This is a genomic window from Nocardia sp. NPDC050412 (assembly GCF_044458825.1).
Classification (GTDB): Bacteria; Actinomycetota; Actinomycetes; order Mycobacteriales; family Mycobacteriaceae; genus Nocardia.
Window position 1 is genome coordinate 261,667 of the sequence record NZ_JBITIJ010000002.1, and the last position, 14,741, is coordinate 276,407.

Consider the following 14,741-nt stretch of genomic DNA (forward strand, 5'->3'; position numbering starts at 1 on the left):
CGGCGGATGTGGTGAAACGAAGAACGGGATAACCGTGTGTATCGCGGACAACGGAGATAATCGGATCCACGCTTGGACACTTATCTGGCCGGAACGAGCTGACAAGGCGATTACGCGGATCGAGATCTGCCGCGTCGAGGATCCGAATTGCGTGGATATAGCCGCAGGCCCAGTACAGGGCACGGAGCGGGGGGCCGAGATTTTTGCGGTACCGGTATCGGGAGCCGGCGAATTTTTCGCGGTCTACTACCACGGCGACGAAGGGCCGGTCACCAGTCCTTCACTCACCTGGAGGTGATATCGGCATGAGGAGATTGCTATTTATCGCCTTGTCCGGGTTGATCGGCGGCGGCGTGCTGGTTTGCGCGCCGACGGCGGGTGCCGCCCCCGTACCACAGCCGTGCGGTCGGTACTACTGCTCCTGCGACGACGTTTTCCGAACTCCGACCGAGCTCGATGCGTGGACAACCGCCAGCCCGGTGGTGATAGGCCCCTACGGTCGGCAACACATCTACTGCCATGTCGAGCCACTGGTGTTCGACGCCTGGCAGGTCGCGCCGGATGGGCAGGAGCATCAACTGTATTCCGTACAGTCGCTCAGCACCCTGAGCATGAGCAAGCTGTATGTATGGAACCCCAACGTCGTCCCCGGACGACACAACTGATATGTAGGCGTCTTCTGTCAAGTGGCAGGTGAAAGCGGTCCCGGTAGCGTCGGTTGCCGGGACCGCTTCAGATATGGCACGTCGGTGCCGAGATCGGCGGGCGCCCCGGCGGGGTGCGCAAGCCGCAAGCCATCTGACCACAGCGAGGACAGAAATCGCCGCCCGCGCCTGGGGCGTTCGCGCCCGAGCCACCGCTCGCGTCGACCTCACCGCCTACGAAACTGGTTCCCGCGCAAAATGATCGACGTCGGACCGCCTTAGTCGTCGCTCGGCGAGGGGAACCAGCGGGTCATCGGGAGACGGTCTCCTTCGTGGCTGGGGAGTACACACCAGCGGGCTGTGGGTCGGCGTAGAGCAGATCGATGTCGGTGGCATACATCTCGCTGATCGGCTTGCGCCGCAGTTTCATGGTGAGGGTGAGTTCGCCGCCGCCGGGTTCCCAGAAGGTCGGTAGCAGTCGGAAGCGTTTGATCTGCTCTACGCGAGATAGGACCTGATTTGCGGAATCGATGGCGGTGCGGACTCGTTCGATGATGTCGGGATGCTCGACGAGTGTGGTGACCGGTAATCCGTGCTCGGCGGCAAAACTCGCAGCGGTGTCCGGATCCAGCGTCACCAGAGCGGTGACATAGGGGCGGGCGTCGCCGACGGCGACGATGGTGCCGATCAGACCGGAGGCCGCGCGTACCGCGTTCTCGATATTGGCGGGCGACATATTCTTTCCCGACGCATTGATGATGAGTTCTTTCTTGCGGTCGACGACGCGCAAACAGCCGTTGTCCTCGCGGGTCATCACATCGCCGGTCGCGAGCCAGCCGTCGGCGTCGATGGCTTCGGCTGTCTTCCCCGGTTCGCCGCGGTAGCCCTTCATGACCAGCGGGCCGCGCACGAACAGCTCACCATCTTGCGCGAGCCGCATCTGCATTCCGGGCACCAGCCGACCGACTGTGCCGAGCTCGGTTGGTGCGTAAGGGGATACGGTTGCGATGCAGGTGAGTTCGGACATGCCCCAGATTTCGGAGATGGGTAGTCCGAGTGCGGCGAAGAAGGCGAGGGTGTCGGCTGGGATCGGTGCGGCGCCGGAGATGGTCCATTTCAGTTCGCCGAAGCCGAGTTTCGCGCGCAGTGCCGACAGTACGGCGGCATCGGCATTCTCGAATTCGGCGGCCAAGTCGGCTGGAACCGGCGCTCCAGCACGCAGTAGGTCCATGCGCTTGCGTGCGGTGTCGAGAGCCCAGCGCAGGGCAGCGGCGCGCGCCGCATCGGGCTCGTTGGCGACGCCGAGTTCTATTGCGGCCTTCAGCTTTTCCCACACCCGCGGGACCGCACCCCAGATGGTCGGGCGGCAGTCCGGCAGCGCCGCCGCGATGAGCGCGGGTTCGGTCACCACCGTCACCTGGGTGCCGAACACTATCTGCAGGTAGAGCGCGGTCAACCGGTCGGCGATATGGGCCGAGGGCATGAACGAGGTGATTCGGTCGCCGAATTCGATCGGCAGCACCTGGGCCAGCGCATAGGCCTCGAACAGCAGGTTGGCGTGCGTGGTTTCGACGCCCTTGGGATTGCCGGTGGTGCCGGAAGTGTAGATGAGGGTGGCGACATCGTCGGGCTTCGTATTTTTCCAGGACTTCTCGAAATCGAAGTCGCTGGTGCCGAGCGTCTGCAGCTGCTGCAGGGTCAGCGTGCCCTCAATTGTGTCGCTGTCCAGTACGACGATGTGTGCTGGGGCCGCGCCGGAGCTTCGGATGCGGTCGAGGTATTGCGCCTCGCACACCACCACCGAAGCGCCCGCATTGTTCAGCACATGGGCGATCCCCTCGGGCCGCAGGGTGTTGTAGACGGAGAAGGACGTGGCTCCCGCGTGCAGTGCGCCGACATCGATCGGGTAGAACTCCACCCGGTTGCCCATCATCAGGGCCACGGTGTCGCCACGCCCGATGCCGAGCGCGGCGAAGCCGGCGGCGATGCGGCGCACCTGGGCTGCGTATTCGCCCCAAGTGAGCTCCTGGGTGCCGCCCACGGTGCGCACCGCGACCGCGTCGGGATCGATGGCAGCGGTGTGTTGGAAGGCGGCGCAGAGGGTATCAAAGCTCATGACGGTACTTCTTTCAGATTGCCTGTGCGGCAGGGGATTCGACGGCCGCAATGACAAATCGGCCGGATTCGCGGTATGCCGTCCGGGGATTCGGGCACCAGCGCCGCGAGGGTGTGGAAGGCGTGCATTCGGCGGGGCCACAAGCGCAGGTCGCAGCGTGCCCCTGCGGCGCTGAGGCGGTCGGCGAGTACGATCGTCGTCGGCGAAGGGTTCGTCCCTGCTGGCATGAATCAGGCTGGGCGGCAATGGTGTTCCCGCACGCAGACGCGGTGTCGTTCAGAGGTCGAGCACGAGTTCGTCGCCAGCCGCACGTGACACGCACGCCAACATGTGGTCGGCTTGTTCGGATTCGGTCAGCAGGCGGTCGCGGTGATCGACGATTCCGGCGATGACGCCGACCTTGCACGTGCCGCAGAAGCCCTGTTGGCAGGAGTAGGCGATATCCGGGAGCCGACGACGCAGCGCGGTCAGCGCGGTCTCGTCCGCGGCGACTCGAACGGTGCCGCCGGTACGTGCGAGGGAGATATCGAATGCGCGGCCGTCGGTGACCGGTAGCGCCGAGAACCGCTCTGTGTGCAGCGAACCGGTCGGATTCAGCTCGAACATGCAGCGTTGCGCGGCCGCCAGCATGGGCGGCGGTCCGCAGACGTACACGGCCGCGCCGGGTTCGGCACGACCAATGAGTTCGGCGATATCGGTGACACCGAATTCGTCGTCGGGACGGATATCCGCGCCGGGCAGCTCATGCAGGAAAGGCATGGTGTCGCGCGAGCGGCCGACGTACACGAGGCGACCACGTGAGCCCGCCGCTCGCACCATCGGCAGGATCGGTGTGATGCCGATGCCGCCGGCCAGGAACAGATACGAGGGGGCGTCTATATATGTGAATGCATTGCGGGGCCCGCGGATTCGCAGCCGATCATCGACCCGTAGCGTCTCGTGCACCTCCCGCGAGCCCCCGCCGCCGTCCGGAATGAGACGCACTGCGATCCGGTAGCGGAAGCGGTCCGACGGATCCCCGCACAGTGAATACTGCCGCTGTCGGCCAGAGGGCAGAAATACATCCACATGAGAACCCGGCCGCCACGTCGGCAACGGGCCGCCACCCGCCGCGCGCAGTGTCAGACTCACCACATCATCGGTCTGGTGTTCGACACTCTCGATGCGTACATCGAGCTCGAATCCCGTGCGCCGCACCGGCTTCGGCCGCGACAGCAGTGGTGCGGCGCCACCTTTCACGAAGACGCTCTTGTATACGTCCATGATCCCGCCGAGCACCCGCAGACTCACCGGTGTGGCATCGGTATGCTCGCCGCCCATCAGTGACCCGCCGTCCGTGCGGCGGGCGAGTACCCGAGATACCGCAGCGCTTTGTCCATCGGACCCAGCTGCGAGGGATGGAAGCCCGGCCGCAGATAGCGTGGGATCTCGGTGAGGAAGACCGTCCAACTGGGGATTACGCCGCGGCGGGTGGCACTTGCGAACTGCCGCAACCAGAATCGGCCTTTGTCGGCATCCGGGTCCTTCCGGTACATGTACGCCGTCGACACGATGAACAGCGGCAGCAGCGTCAGGCTCGCCACGATCGCGGTCCGTGCCTTGCGTGTGTAGCTGCCGTCGACATACATGTAGGCGTCGTAGACCACGCTGCGATGTTCGACTTCCTCCGCACCGTGCCAGCGCACCAGATCCAGCATGGCCGGATGCATGCCCTTCTCCTCGAGAATGTCCGCATTGAGCAGCCATTCGCCGAGCACAGCGGTGTAGTGCTCCATGCCGGCGAACAGTCCGAGGCGTTCCTTGAGCCACTGATCCTCGGCCCGTCCGGTCAGGCCGTGAGCGATGAGAACGCGGTCGACCAGCCACGCCACCTTGCGGACATAGGAGTCCACGTCCAGGCCGATGGACTGCAGATGCCTGCGCGCCGCCTCATGGCTGTTGGCGTGCATGGTCTCCTGCCCGACGAACCCGATCACCTCCTCCCGCAGGCGTTCGTCGTGGATATGCGGCAATGCCTCGGATAGCGCCTGTGCCATGGCCCGCTCACCCTCGGGCAGCACCAGGTGCATGACATTGACGATGTGGGTGGCCAGCACTTCGCCGGGGATGTAGTGCATCGGCACGGAATCGAACTCGAAATGGACATCGCGCGCATTGATCGCATGCGCGTCGTCGCCGTAGGTGCGCTTCGTCGCACCAGCCGTGTCAGCCATACGGCGACCGTACAGTGCAACAAATTGCATTGCAGTGTTGCGCGCAACATTTTTTCTGAAATTGTTGCACAACGAGCGCTTTCTGCTAGCGTCGAACCGGTGAAGACGGCGTCGAAAGCAGCCCTGAGCCGCGATGATGCGGACGATCTCGAGACGCGGATACTCGATGCCGCCCTCGTGCAGTTCTCGAAGGTCGGCGTCAAGAAGTCGACGATCGAGGACGTCGCCCGGCAGGCCGGGGTCGATCGTGTCACCGTCTACCGGCGGGTGGGCTCACGCGATGATCTCGTGCAGGCTGTGATCAGCCGCGAGGTCGCGACCCTACTGGCGGAACTCGCCGCGATGCCCGAACGTCACAACGGCATCGACGACCTCGTCGCCGACGTATTCGTCACGGTCGTGACACGCTGGCGCACTCATCCCATGGTCGAACGAATGCTGGCGATCGAACCCGAGCGAGTGATCATGAAACTCACGGTCGACGGCGCCACCACCTTCACCATGTGCGTTGCCGCAACCGCCGCCACACTTGAACGCGCGGTACAGCGCGGACTACTCGCCGACTCCGACGACCTGATGATCCGCGCCGAAATCGTCTGCCGCATAGTCCATTCGCTCATCCTCGCCCCGCACGGGACAGCCCCGCTGAACTCCGACGACGAGCTCGCCGCATTCGCGCACAGGTACCTGGTGCCGGTTGTGACCGGTGTCCGCGGTTAGTGCACTCGTTCGAGTCGACTTTCCGACTTCCGTTGCGGCAAACTCCGGTCTGATTGTGCGTGCAGCCATGCGATACGGCTGCGGATCATCGCTCCGTAATCGTCGTGGGCAAGGCATCCGCACACGGATGGGTGTCGCGATGGTTAGCTGCGGCCGTGTCTGCGGGCTGTGTGGGTGGTTACCTGGACGCTGATGGTGGTGTTCACCGGGCTGACGGCGCTGCCGCACCGCGTCTGGGATGCCTCGCCGGCGGACTTGGCGCTGTAGCGCCGTCGATGTTGGATATCGGTTCGGTAACTTCAGTGGGCCGCGCGTCCTCCGGGCCGGGCCCCGAATTCCACCCTCCGGACAGCTATTTTCCAAGTTCAGGACCATACCTGCGTGCAAGGTCACGATTCGGTCTCGCGCCAACGCGCCGGGGCGTGTGAGCAGCGGTGCTTTTTCGAAGTTCAATTACCGCCCCGCTAACGCCAGAGAATAGTTAGCCTTCATAAACGTCGGGGAGCGGCCATCGTGCCGCATGACAGGACGGATCGGTCGCCGATCACGGCGATCACCCGTCTCGCGCCATATTCCATATCGAATCGCTACCTTGGTCGATCGCAGTTCGGCCTGGAGAACGCTATGGCTAACTCAGCGTCCGTACCCAACCCCTTCGAGACCGGCGGTACCGGAATTCCCGCCGCCGCCCAGCCGAACTCGCGCTCCGCCGCAGATACGGGGCGGCCCGCCCGTGCTCTGCTCGATGAACAGCTCGCGCCACTGAGGATTCCGGCACTGGTGCTGGGTGCGTTGCTGATCTGCCTCGGTGTGGCGGCACTGCTGCCATTACGGGGATGGCTGCACGACTACGGCGGCGAGCTCGTCATAGCCGCCTACCTGCAATACATGGCGATGGCGACAACCCTCGAGGTATGGGGTCTACGTATGACCAGGAAAGGCCCACGCCGCAGGTGATGATGAGGTAGCCGCTGCGTGCGGCTGTTCTTGGGGCAAGGGCCGACAGCAGCCCGTCGCCCGCTGGCCATCCGGGGTTACTCCCAAGGCGGTGGAGCCGCGCCGCGGCTGCGGAGCCGCAGCCCGGCTATGCGTCCGAGCTCAACACGCGAGTGGTGGGGGCCGCCGTGAGCAGGGTGCTGATCTCGGCGGCGAGGGTTTCGGTGAGCGCGGGGTCATCGAAGCCTGCGGCCGCCCAGCAGCGGATACCGTCGGCCACCAGCGTCTGCGCGATGCGGGCCGTGCGCACGACATCGACCTCGGCGGGGATGCGGCCGTCGCGGTGGGCTTGCCGGAAGGGTTCGAGAAAAAGGTAGGCGATGTCGGCCTGGGTGGCGCCCTCGGCGAGGGCCTGTCGTTCGAGCCGGTAGGTTTCCAAGACCGCTTCGAAGACCAGCTCTGGAGGGTAGTGGCGGGCACGCTGTTCGAGGGTGCCGATGACCGCGGTGATCACGTCGACCAGTTCGTAAGGGCCCGAGAAGACGGCTTCGGCGGCCAGATGCGCGTCGCGCATGGTGAACACCTCCACTGCGAGGAGTACGTCCTCTCGCCGTGAAAAGTACACGTAAAACAGCGCTTTCGACACACCAGCGGCTTTGCAGATGTCGGTGACCGTGGTCTCGGCGAAACCCTTGGTGCGCCACAACGCCATGGCCGCCTGCATGATCGCTTCCCGGCTGGCATGGGATCGAGCCCGTAGCGGCGTCGCCCTTTTCTGACGATCGTCACCTCTTGGCCTGTGTGAATCTATCGCCATAGCAGGGATTTTAGCGCACCACAATTATTGACCATAGTCAGAAAACTTGCGATGCTGCTCCCCATGAGCCCCAGCGGCGCAATCATCGGCCAGCGCCGCCGCACGGTGGCCGGTCCGACCTCGACAACCCATTCATCCGACGGGAGTCAACGACATGCAGACACTCACCGAGGACGAGGAGCAATCGACTGCCACGAATCTGAGAGCCCACCAGGTGATCCTGTGGTCGACCCCGGTGGTCGCCCTGGTGCTGCTCGCGCTGTTCGTTGCGTTTCCCGGCTTTTTCCCACCGATGTCGCCGAACATGACAGCGACGGAGGTAGCGCAGTTCTACGCCGACAACACACCGCTGATCCGATTCAGCATGGTCGGTTTCAACCTGTGCGGGGTCATGATCGTGCCGTTCTTCGTGCTGATAATGGGTCAGATGCTGCGCATGAGGGGCCAGAGCCACATCTTCGCCTTCTCCTACCTCACCGCGATCGTCGCCGGAGTGACCTTGTTCGCTTTGTCGAACATCTTCTTCGCCGTCGCCGCTTTCCGCGCCGACCGGGGTGTGGAACTGGTTCAGGTACTCAACGACCTCGCCTGGATCGTCTTTATCGCGCCGATCGGCATGCTGGTCGCCCAGTTCGTATTGCTCGCTCTGGCAGTGTATTTCGATGAACAACCGCAACCCATCTTTCCGAAATGGGTCTCGCCCTACGCACTTCTGACGGCGCTGGCCATGGCCCCCTCGGCCGGTGCCGCGGTGTTCCGGGACGGGCCGCTGGCGTGGGACGGCTTCGTCTCGTTCTGGCTCCGCAACGGCGCCTTCGCGCTGTTCGTCGCGGTGATGTTCTTCCTCGTGCGATCCGCGCTCCGACGCCAGATCCAGCAGGAGGGGATCGCGTCGTGACCGCCGTGACCAACACCTCTGGTACAGCAAGAAGCGCCACCCCGAAAAGTGGAGCGGGGCTCGATGTCTGGATCATCTACTGGCTGTTCGCCGCCTTCTACACCGCCCTGTCGGTAGGGGTCGTATTCTTCGGCAGGGCAACACCACCACCGCGCCCGGACGTGACTGATCTGCAAGTGGCGCAGTGGTTCGACAAGCATCAGTGGGGAATCCAGGCCGGTTTCGCGGTGCTACTGGTCCTCGCGGGCGGAGCGGCAGTCTCCAACGGCATCATCGGCTACTTCATGAAACGCATGTCCTCGGGATCGCTGCTGGCCTACGCCTACATCGCTGGAATGGGAGTCGGCGCAATCCCCGGGTTCCACGTGCTGCTCATCTGCTGGCTCACCGCGACTTTCCGCCCCGACCGCGATCCCGGGATCCAACACCTGCTCTACGACCTGGGCATGTTGTCCTACAACGGATCCCTGGGCTGCTTCACCGCTGCCTACACTGTGCTGGCGATCGCGATCCTCTACGACCGTAACCACATCTTCCCCAAATGGTTCGCCTACATCTCCATCTGGCAGATCGTCACCGAAGTCCTTGCCACCCAGATGTGGGTCTTCCGCTCCGGGGCGTTCTCCTGGAACGGAATGATCACCTTCTACATCGCGGTAGTCGTCTTCGGACTGTGGGTCGTGTGCCTGCTACCAATCCTGCGCAACGCCACAAAAGCCGAGAGCACACATACCCCACCCCTCTACCCCGCCGAGGCCACGCGATGACCATCTCCGATCAAGGCATCTCCCCGGAGACCGAACCACTCTCGGCCGAAGCTGAACGGGCACGACACATGCCGGGCGATATCGACATGTGGGTGATGATCCTGGGCGACCTGTTCTTCTTCGGCTGCTACTTCGTCGTCTACATGGTCTTCCGCGCGAGATCGGCCCAAGAGTTCTCCACCGCCCAGCAACACCTCGACATCGGCATCGGTGTCACCAACACCGTCGTGCTGCTCAGCAGCTCCATGTTCGTCGCCCTGGCCGTCATCTCGACCCGACAGGGAGCAATCCGGACAGCGCGACGACTTGTATTCGCCGCAGGCGCATGCGGACTGGTATTCATCGCCCTGAAAATCTATGAATGGCACCACGAGCTAACCAACGGCTACACCGTCGCCAACGAATTCTTCAGCTTCTACTACGCCCTCACCGGCATCCACCTCGCACACCTACTACTCGGCATGCTCATCCTCGGAATCGTCGTCCAAGAGCTACGCAACCCCCGCAGGCAACGGGTGAGCATCGTCGAACAAGGCGCCCTGTTCTGGCACATGATCGATCTGCTCTGGGTCGTCATCTTCGCCATCATCTACCTCATGAGGTAACCCAATGACGACCCGAACCGCCACCGACAAAACACGAATCCGAGACAACAAACGCATCATCTACGCATGGATCGCACTCACGGCGATCACCCTGCTCGCCTGGCAACTCGCCCCCGGCCACGCCGACAGCACCAGGCTCGATACCGGACTCATCATCGCCGTGGTTGTCCTCGGACTGATCAAATGCCGCCTGATCATCCGCTACTTCATGGAAATCCGACACGCCCCGACCTGGCTGAAAATCACCACCGACACTTGGCTAGCTGTTATCTGGACAACCATGCTCGCCATCTACCTTTACTGAATTGTGGCTGCCCGTCTCGGCGATTCCACGGAACAGCCCACAGCCACCCCTGGATGAATCGACAACGCGCCGCACGCGGTCGGTCAAGGGGGCCTCGCCGTTTGGCTATGCTGTCGGCTCGACCAGTACGCCCATGGCTTGGTCGAGGAGTTCGGACAACGGAGTGGTCCCGTCGGCTGCCCTCCAGGCGTCGGTTGCGGCGTCGAGGCAGGAAATCGCCGACGCCACAAGGGCCTGGGCGCGGAGGTTGGTCGTGGACTCCGGGTCACCGCCGAGCCGGCGGGAGATCTCTGGCACCAGGAGGCTCTGCCAGCCCTGCGTCTTCTCCCACTGACGGGTCATCAGGGCGCAGGCGTCGTCGAGCAACCGCATCAGGTTCAGAAATGGCTGAGGCTCGTCGGTATTCGACTCGGTGATCACGTCGAACGAGCGGCGCAATGCTTCCCAGGACCGCTCGTCGGCGGGCCGGGCGGCGAGCGCGGCGGCCATCTTATGGCCGAACTCACCCATCCTGCCGAGGACGAGCTCCTCCTTGGTGCCGAAGTACCGGAAGAAGGTGGTGCGCGACAAGCCCGCCTCGGCGGCGATCTGTTCGACCGTCGTGTTGTCGAAGCCCTGCTCGGAGAACAGCCGGAACGCGACCTCGCTGACCTCATCGCGCATCGCGGCTCGTGTCCGCTCCCGCAGCGTGGAGGCCATGGTCCTGGATGTCTCAGCCATGCCATGAGTGTAGTACACAGACCCTATGTGGTACTCCATCCCATATTGGTATATGGTCTCATAAGTTGTCTTCGTATCCCTTTTGAGGAGTGCTTCCCATGAGCAAGATTTGGTTCATCACTGGTTCCTCGCGCGGCCTGGGCCGCCGGTTCACCGAGGCCGCGCTATCGCGTGGCGACAAGGTCGCAGCGACCGCCCGCAACACCGACGCACTGGCCGACCTGGTCGCCGCCCATGGCGACGCGATACTGCCGCTGCCCCTCGACGTCACGGACAAAACCGCCGTGACGGAGTCCGTCCAGCATGCCCACGAGCACTTCGGACGCCTGGACGTCGTCGTCAACAACGCCGGCTACGGCCTGTTCGGCATGGTCGAAGAGCTGACCGAAGACGATGTCCGCGCCCAGTTCGAGACGAATATGTTCGGCACCCTGTGGGTCATCCAGGCGGCACTGCCCTACCTCCGCGCTCAGGGCAGCGGCCACATCATCAACGTGTCCAGCCTGCTCGGCCTCGCCGCTTTCCCCACAACGGGCGGCTACACCGCCACCAAGGCAGCCGTCGAGGGACTCTCGGACTCCTTGGCCCAGGAAGTAGCGGCCTTCGGCATCAAGGTCACTGTCGTCGAGCCCGGCCCCTTCGGCACCGAGTTCAACACGTCCTCCGCCTATTCCGCACCGCTGTCCGCCTACGACAGCTTCCGGGAGGCAGTCAACGCCAGCTTCGCCACCCTCCCGAATCCCGACCCGGCGGGCGTCGGCCCCGCGCTGCTGAAGGTCGTCGACGCCGACACCCCACCGTCCCGGATCTTCTTCGGCACCTTTCCCCTCCAGGTCGTCCCGCAGATCTACGCCGACCGGCTCGAGGGCTGGCAGGAGTGGGCCGAGGTATCCGCCGCGGCCGAGGCCAGCCCGGCCTGACCGGCCCCCGTCCGGCGCTTCCGGCACTGGGGGCCGTCCACCTCGAGCATTGCCCGCCAGGCTTGCAAGTCGACCGGCAGCAAGGACAAAAGGATCATGAAACTCTCAGGCGGTCGACGAGTTCGTCTGCCTTGGCGCACCTCACGCGTCGACGACTTGCCCCTGACACCTGACGTCACGTCTTAGCCATCTGCCCGGTGGCCTATCCGCCCACGGGCGTATGGCTCTGGGCGACCCGCAACAAGGAACAAGGAAGAGGAAATACGATGCCGACACTGGGAATCATCGGAAGCGGAAATATTGGGTCCGCGGTCGCGCGGCTGGCGGTCGCGGCGGACATCGATGTCGTGATCGCCAACTCGCGGGGGCCGCAGAGCCTGGCCGATCTCGTCGAGGAACTGGGTTCGCGAGCCACGGCAGGCACCGTGGAGCAGGCTGCCAGCGCCGGGGAGACAATCCTGCTCAGCATCCCGCTGACCGCGTACAGCTCTCTGCCTGCTGAACTACTGCGGGGCCGGACCGTGCTGGATACCGGCAACTACTATCCTCACCGCGACGGTCGGATCGGCGAACTCGACGCCGAAAAGATGACCACGGCTGAATTGGCCCAGCAGCTCTTGCCGGGCGCCCTGCTGGTCAAGGCATTCAACAACATCCTGGCCCACCATATCCCGCAGCTCGCCCGCCCAGCCGGGGCGCCGGACCGCAGCGCTCTACCCATCGCGGGCGCGGACCAAGGGGCGAAGACTCGGGTGGCAGAGCTGATCGACCGGCTCGGATTCGATACCGTCGACGCCGGAACGCCAGGTGAGACTTGGCGTTTCGAGCCCGAGGCCGGTGCATACACCCGGATCTACCTTGCCGACCCCAGCGTGCCGGTCGAGCGCATGCTCGAAGCTCCGGCCGCGCCGCTGTCGGCCGACGAACTGCGCGCCGCGTTGCAGGCGAGCGAACGGGTAAAGGTAGCCGAGCGCACCTTCTGAAGTTCGCAACGAGCCGTCAGCCGGAGAACCCGACGATAGAGGCCATTCACCCGAAACGCGCGATGACCCTCATACGGACCGGTAGCCGAACCCTCGCACTCGTAGGCTCACGGTGCAATGACGACCCCGCTACTCATGATGAGTTGCGTAAGGGTTGTGTGTCTGGTCACGATGGGTACTATATCGAATACGCTGGTACCCAGTTAAGTTTCTTTCGGGCCGTCGTGATGGAGTGTCCGAGTGATCAGTGAGGATCCAATGAGTCAAGTGGCTATCGAGTTCGACGTGTCCGTACCCATGCGTGACGGGGTGATTCTGCGGGCCGACGTCTACCGGCCCGTCGGTGCGGGGCCGTGGCCGGTTCTCGTGCAGCGCACCCCCTACGACAAGGCTTCGCCGCAGGGGACCGCCCAGCTCGACACGCTCAAAGCTGTTCGGCGCGGTTACATCGTGGTGCAGCAGGACACGCGAGGAAGGTTCACATCCGACGGCGAGTGGCTGCCGTGGGCGTATGAGCAGCAAGACGGTTACGACACCATCGAGTGGGCCGCTGCGCTGCCCGGTAGCAACGGCAATGTGGGAATGTTCGGTGCAAGCTACACCGGCAACACCCAATGGGCTGCGGCCATCGCGGGGGCGCCGCACCTGCGCGCCATCGCGCCGCAGGTCACCTGGTGCGAGCCCGCCGACGGAATCTTCTTCCGTGGCGGAGCGATCGAACACGGATTGAATCTGTGGTGGTCGCTGATGGTCTCGGCGGGCCAGTATGCGAAGGTGGCGGCGGATACCGAGGAGCTGTTCGCCAAGCTGGGTACCACGATTCGCGACTTCGACCGGCTCGCCGAGGTGACATATAGGGAGTTGCCCTCAGGCGCGTCGCCGGCATTGGTGCGCACGAACCTGCCGGATATCGGCGTGCAGCGCGGCTTGCGTGATCCCGCCTCGATGGCCCAGGCCCGGGTCGCGGGCAGGCACGGTGAGGTCACTGTCCCGTCCTTGAACGTCGCGGGCTGGTACGACGTGTTCTCGCAGGGCTCGATCGACAACTACATCGCCGCACGCGAACAGGGCCACACGACTCGACTGATCGTCGGGCCATGGGAACATCTGAGTCTCCTCAGCCCCAGGCCAGAGCATGTCGGTGCGGTGAACTACGGGCTGGCCTCGGTGGCGCCACCGAGTTGTGACGGGACCATGACCGGTATTCAGCTGGACTGGTTCGACCAGTTCCTGCCCAGCGAACCGGTCGACGCGGAACCAGACCCGGGCGTGGACATCTTCGTCATGGGTCTGAATCAGTGGCGACACGAGCCGCAATGGCCCCTCGCCCGCGCCCGCGACACCGAGTTCTTCCTCCATCCCGACGGTCATCTGTCGACTTGTGCCCCGGCAGAGAACGAGGCGCCTTCGTCCTACGTCTACGATCCCGCCGACCCTGTGCCGACCACGGGCGGCGCGCTCATCATGGCGAGTGATTTCCGCCCCGGAGCCCTCGACCAGCAGGCAGTGGAGTCCCGTGTGGATGTGCTGGTGTTCACCAGCGACCCGCTCCCTGAGGACCTCGAGATCACCGGCCGGGTCACCGCGACCCTGTTCGCCGCCACCGACGGGCCCGCTACGGACTGGGTCGTGCGGCTGTGCGCTGTCGACGAACGAGGAACCTCGCTCAACATCGTCGACGGCATCACCCGCGTCATCACAGAGCCCGGACGCATCGATGAACACGAGATCGACCTGTGGTCGACCAGCATCGTGATCAAGGCAGGGCATCGGCTCCGGGTCCAGGTCACCTCCAGCAACTTCCCGCGCTGGGACCGCAACCTCAACACCGGAGAGGATCCGACCGTGGCCATCGAGCACCGTGTCGCCCACCAGAAGATCTTCCACGACTCCACGCGGCCCTCCCGGCTGATCCTGCCGGTGATCCCCGCCACCTAGAATGCCGCCGCGAAGGTCAGCGGTCAGCCCCAGACCTTCGCGGCATACGGGACCGAGTCGGCGTGGCTAGGGGGCTCGTGTTGCGACTCGGCCGCCCTCGCGCCCGCTATCGCGCCGCTCACGACCCCGCCAGCGCCGAGGTTGCTCGGCGAGAGCGCCC

At 64.2% G+C, this 14,741-nt stretch carries 15 protein-coding genes; 10 read left to right on the forward strand and 5 right to left on the reverse strand.

From position 1 onward, the window contains the following. The first annotated feature begins 305 nt into the window (after window positions 1-305). Window positions 306-665, forward strand: a complete 360-nt coding sequence (locus ACIBI6_RS05265) for a hypothetical protein (RefSeq protein ID WP_396955380.1) — start codon at window positions 306-308, stop codon at window positions 663-665. Window positions 666-954: 289 nt separating this feature from the next. Here the strand turns inward: ACIBI6_RS05265 and fadD11 are convergent, their stop codons facing one another. From fadD11 to ACIBI6_RS05280, 3 genes are all read right to left on the reverse strand, one after another. After that, on the reverse strand, window positions 955-2,760 hold the full coding sequence (gene fadD11, locus ACIBI6_RS05270) for a fatty acid--CoA ligase FadD11 (protein ID WP_396955381.1): 1,806 nt from the start codon (window positions 2,758-2,760) through the stop codon (window positions 955-957). 276 nt (window positions 2,761-3,036) lie between these two features. Beyond that, entirely contained in the window at window positions 3,037-4,080 is a 1,044-nt protein-coding gene (locus ACIBI6_RS05275; protein WP_396955382.1) for a PDR/VanB family oxidoreductase, read from the reverse strand. Beyond that, window positions 4,080-4,973, reverse strand: coding sequence for a metal-dependent hydrolase (locus ACIBI6_RS05280; RefSeq protein ID WP_396955383.1), 894 nt, complete (start codon window positions 4,971-4,973; stop codon window positions 4,080-4,082). The genes ACIBI6_RS05275 and ACIBI6_RS05280 overlap by 1 nt, the downstream gene beginning before the upstream one ends. A 99-nt stretch (window positions 4,974-5,072) precedes the next feature. Here ACIBI6_RS05280 and ACIBI6_RS05285 point away from each other — a divergent pair, with 99 nt between their 5' ends. Together ACIBI6_RS05285 and ACIBI6_RS05290 are read left to right on the forward strand one after the other, a co-directional pair. Beyond that, window positions 5,073-5,693, forward strand: coding sequence for a helix-turn-helix domain-containing protein (locus tag ACIBI6_RS05285; protein WP_364343698.1), 621 nt, complete (start codon window positions 5,073-5,075; stop codon window positions 5,691-5,693). 624 nt (window positions 5,694-6,317) lie between these two features. Continuing rightward, entirely contained in the window at window positions 6,318-6,650 is a 333-nt protein-coding gene (locus tag ACIBI6_RS05290) for a hypothetical protein (protein WP_364343695.1), read from the forward strand. Between the two features lie 127 nt (window positions 6,651-6,777). Here ACIBI6_RS05290 and ACIBI6_RS05295 read toward each other — a convergent pair whose 3' ends face one another. Beyond that, window positions 6,778-7,353 (reverse strand): helix-turn-helix domain-containing protein, encoded by a 576-nt coding sequence (locus ACIBI6_RS05295; RefSeq protein WP_364343692.1) that lies wholly within the window; start codon window positions 7,351-7,353, stop codon window positions 6,778-6,780. A 247-nt stretch (window positions 7,354-7,600) separates the two neighbouring features. Between ACIBI6_RS05295 and ACIBI6_RS05300 the strand changes: the two genes are divergently transcribed. From ACIBI6_RS05300 to ACIBI6_RS05315, 4 genes are read left to right on the forward strand one after another with little or no spacing between them, the layout of a single operon-like run. Beyond that, complete coding sequence (locus ACIBI6_RS05300; RefSeq protein ID WP_364343689.1) at window positions 7,601-8,344, forward strand: hypothetical protein; 744 nt, start codon at window positions 7,601-7,603, stop codon at window positions 8,342-8,344. Then, complete coding sequence (locus ACIBI6_RS05305) at window positions 8,341-9,111, forward strand: hypothetical protein (RefSeq protein ID WP_396955385.1); 771 nt, start codon at window positions 8,341-8,343, stop codon at window positions 9,109-9,111. Before ACIBI6_RS05300 ends, ACIBI6_RS05305 begins: the two co-directional genes overlap by 4 nt. Continuing rightward, window positions 9,108-9,716 carry a cytochrome c oxidase subunit 3 gene (locus ACIBI6_RS05310; RefSeq protein WP_396955386.1) on the forward strand — a complete coding sequence of 203 codons (609 nt, stop codon included), beginning with the start codon at window positions 9,108-9,110 and terminating at the stop codon, window positions 9,714-9,716. The genes ACIBI6_RS05305 and ACIBI6_RS05310 overlap by 4 nt, the downstream gene beginning before the upstream one ends. Window positions 9,717-9,720: 4 nt before the next feature. After that, window positions 9,721-10,020: a cytochrome C oxidase subunit IV family protein gene (locus ACIBI6_RS05315; RefSeq protein WP_364343683.1), complete on the forward strand. Its 300-nt coding sequence runs from the start codon at window positions 9,721-9,723 to the stop codon at window positions 10,018-10,020. 105 nt (window positions 10,021-10,125) lie between these two features. Here ACIBI6_RS05315 and ACIBI6_RS05320 read toward each other — a convergent pair whose 3' ends face one another. Then, complete coding sequence (locus ACIBI6_RS05320; RefSeq protein ID WP_364343680.1) at window positions 10,126-10,740, reverse strand: TetR family transcriptional regulator; 615 nt, start codon at window positions 10,738-10,740, stop codon at window positions 10,126-10,128. Between the two features lie 98 nt (window positions 10,741-10,838). Between ACIBI6_RS05320 and ACIBI6_RS05325 the strand changes: the two genes are divergently transcribed. The 3 genes from ACIBI6_RS05325 (at window position 10,839) to ACIBI6_RS05335 (ending at window position 14,581) form a co-directional block, all read left to right on the forward strand. Then, a complete protein-coding gene (locus tag ACIBI6_RS05325) occupies window positions 10,839-11,660 on the forward strand; it encodes an SDR family NAD(P)-dependent oxidoreductase (protein WP_364343677.1) in 822 nt (273 codons plus the stop codon). A gap of 197 nt (window positions 11,661-11,857) precedes the next feature. Continuing rightward, a complete protein-coding gene (locus ACIBI6_RS05330; RefSeq protein ID WP_364343674.1) occupies window positions 11,858-12,643 on the forward strand; it encodes an NADPH-dependent F420 reductase in 786 nt (261 codons plus the stop codon). 258 nt (window positions 12,644-12,901) lie between these two features. Then, window positions 12,902-14,581, forward strand: coding sequence for a CocE/NonD family hydrolase (locus tag ACIBI6_RS05335; RefSeq protein ID WP_364343671.1), 1,680 nt, complete (start codon window positions 12,902-12,904; stop codon window positions 14,579-14,581). Window positions 14,582-14,741: the final 160 nt, after the last annotated feature.

Excerpts from the sequence above, each read along its gene's own strand:
- ACIBI6_RS05290 (WP_364343695.1), top strand. The coding sequence starts at position 6,318 with ATGGCTAACTCAGCGTCCGTACCCAACCCCTTCGAGACCGGCGGTACC.
- ACIBI6_RS05275 (WP_396955382.1), bottom strand. The coding sequence starts at position 4,080 with ATGGGCGGCGAGCATACCGATGCCACACCGGTGAGTCTGCGGGTGCTC.
- ACIBI6_RS05295 (WP_364343692.1), bottom strand. The coding sequence starts at position 7,353 with ATGCAGGCGGCCATGGCGTTGTGGCGCACCAAGGGTTTCGCCGAGACC.
- ACIBI6_RS05310 (WP_396955386.1), top strand. The coding sequence starts at position 9,108 with ATGACCATCTCCGATCAAGGCATCTCCCCGGAGACCGAACCACTCTCG.
- ACIBI6_RS05335 (WP_364343671.1), top strand. The coding sequence starts at position 12,902 with ATGAGTCAAGTGGCTATCGAGTTCGACGTGTCCGTACCCATGCGTGAC.
- ACIBI6_RS05320 (WP_364343680.1), bottom strand. The coding sequence starts at position 10,740 with ATGGCTGAGACATCCAGGACCATGGCCTCCACGCTGCGGGAGCGGACA.
- ACIBI6_RS05280 (WP_396955383.1), bottom strand. The coding sequence starts at position 4,973 with ATGGCTGACACGGCTGGTGCGACGAAGCGCACCTACGGCGACGACGCG.
- fadD11 (WP_396955381.1), bottom strand. The coding sequence starts at position 2,760 with ATGAGCTTTGATACCCTCTGCGCCGCCTTCCAACACACCGCTGCCATC.
- ACIBI6_RS05315 (WP_364343683.1), top strand. The coding sequence starts at position 9,721 with ATGACGACCCGAACCGCCACCGACAAAACACGAATCCGAGACAACAAA.
- ACIBI6_RS05325 (WP_364343677.1), top strand. The coding sequence starts at position 10,839 with ATGAGCAAGATTTGGTTCATCACTGGTTCCTCGCGCGGCCTGGGCCGC.
- ACIBI6_RS05265 (WP_396955380.1), top strand. The coding sequence starts at position 306 with ATGAGGAGATTGCTATTTATCGCCTTGTCCGGGTTGATCGGCGGCGGC.
- ACIBI6_RS05300 (WP_364343689.1), top strand. The coding sequence starts at position 7,601 with ATGCAGACACTCACCGAGGACGAGGAGCAATCGACTGCCACGAATCTG.